Genomic DNA, 1727 nt, shown 5'->3' with positions numbered 1-1727 from the left:
TCGAGCGCGGCGAGCAGGTCGGCGCCCCGCACCTCCTCGTCCGTGTGGGCGACCTTGAGCATGGCGGGTGCGCCGACCTCGGTGCGCACGGGCGTGAGGGTGCTCGAGGCGGTCGTGACGGGGTCGCCGTCGGGGCGCACGCGCCAGCGTCGCAACCACGCGGCCTCCCCGGCGTGGCCGGGATCGACGGGGCCGAGGTCGCTCACGACCGGTTCCACTCCTTGCCGGCCCAGGGGTCGTAGTCGGCCTCGAGCGCCTCCTGCCCGGGCCGTTCCGCCTCGGGCACGTGCTGCAGGTTCACCCGGATCCGGTACCAGAGCGAGCTCGATCCGCGCATGCCGTCGACGAGCACGTCCGCGGGCTCCAGCATCGGCACGAGGGTCGGATGCTTCGCCTTCCATCGTTCGAGCGCCTCCATGGCCTCGGGCTTCGTCTTCGTGCGCGCGACCTCGATGAGCGGCATCGTCGACTGCCGCCGGCCCGAACCGTCAGACGACTTCGGCGGCTTCTCCGCGGGGCCCAACTCCTCGGCGAGCCGCAGCAGGCCGTCGAGGCGTCCGGCCGCGTCGTCGATGCCCGCGGCCGGGTCGCCGCGTTCGGCGAACCGCTGCAGCACGGTCGTCACGGTGAAGCGCTCGGGCCGGCTGTCGCGCACCTCGTCCCAGTCGAGCGGGGTCGACACGCGCGCGTCGGGCAGCGGACGGATGGAGTACGCCGACGCGACCGTGCGGTCCTTCGCGTTCTGGTTGAAGTCGACGAAGACGCTCTCGCCGCGCTCCTCCTTCCACCACCGCGCCGTGGCGAGCCCCGGGGCGCGCAACTCGGTCTCGCGGGCGAGCGTCTCGGCGGCGAGGCGCACCTCGCGGAAGGTCCACTCGGGTTCGATCCGCACGTTGACGTGCATGCCGCGCGACCCCGAGGTCTTCGGCCACCCGACGAGCCCGTGGTCCGCGAGCACCTCCCGCACGACCATCGCCACGTCGACGATCTGCGACCAGTCGACGCCCGGCATGGGGTCGAGGTCGACCCGCAGCTCGTCGGGGTGCTCGAGGTCCTCGGCACGCACGGGGTGCGGGTTGAGGTCGATGCAGCCGAGGTTCACGACCCACGCGAGCGCCGCGGCATCCCGCACCACGACCTCCTCGGCGGAGTTTCCCGATGCGTAGTGCAGTGTTGCCGTGTCGATCCACTCGGGCCGCTTCTCGGGCGCGCGCTTCTGGAAGAACGCCTCCTGCGAGATGCCCTTCACGAAGCGCTTCAGCACCATCGGCCGGCCGGCCGCGCCGCGCAGCGCGCCCTCGGCGACGCCGAGGTAGTAGCGCACGAGATCGAGCTTGGTGAGCCCAGGCTCGGGGAAGACCACCTTGCCGGGGCTGCTGACACGCACCTCGCGACCCTCGATCTCGAGGAGCTCGGCATCGTCCTTGGCGGGACTCACGCCTTCACCCTAGGACGGCCCGTCGCCGAATGGGAGGTGGCGGCCCGCGATTGCCGCGAGATGACGCGAATCGACCTTCACGGCACGGACGAGGTCGATTCGCGTCACCTCACGACGGGCCCGGGGCGACGGATGCCGCGGCCGCCGCCGCGGCGGCTGCGAGCGCATAGCGTCGTGGTGTCTCCCCGATCACCGCGCGGAACTCGCGGGTGAGGTGCGCCTGGTCGGCGAAGCCCAGGTCGGCCGCGAGGTCGGCGAGGGCCGGCGCGTCGGGGGCGGCGAGCGCGGC

The 1727-nt window shown here is 72.8% G+C and carries 3 protein-coding genes; all 3 read right to left on the bottom strand.

Going from position 1 to position 1727, the window contains the following annotated elements; translation table 11 throughout:
* Positions 1-206, bottom strand: a 206-nt coding sequence (locus GH736_RS22485) for an aminoglycoside phosphotransferase family protein (protein WP_328596950.1), incomplete at its 3' end; no start/stop codon positions are given.
* Positions 203-1438 carry a non-homologous end-joining DNA ligase gene (gene ligD / locus GH736_RS22480; protein ID WP_159607199.1) on the bottom strand — a complete coding sequence of 412 codons (1236 nt, stop codon included), beginning with the start codon at positions 1436-1438 and terminating at the stop codon, positions 203-205. The genes ligD and GH736_RS22485, both read right to left, overlap by 4 nt.
* Positions 1439-1547: 109 nt before the next feature.
* Positions 1548-1727, bottom strand: a 180-nt coding sequence (locus tag GH736_RS22475) for an AraC family transcriptional regulator (protein ID WP_159607197.1), incomplete at its 5' end; no start/stop codon positions are given.

Source organism: Agromyces humi (assembly GCF_009720255.1).
Taxonomy (GTDB): Bacteria; Actinomycetota; Actinomycetes; order Actinomycetales; family Microbacteriaceae; genus Agromyces; species Agromyces humi.
Note: the sequence above shows the minus strand (reverse complement) of the source record. Positions and strands in the feature narration are given on the sequence as shown.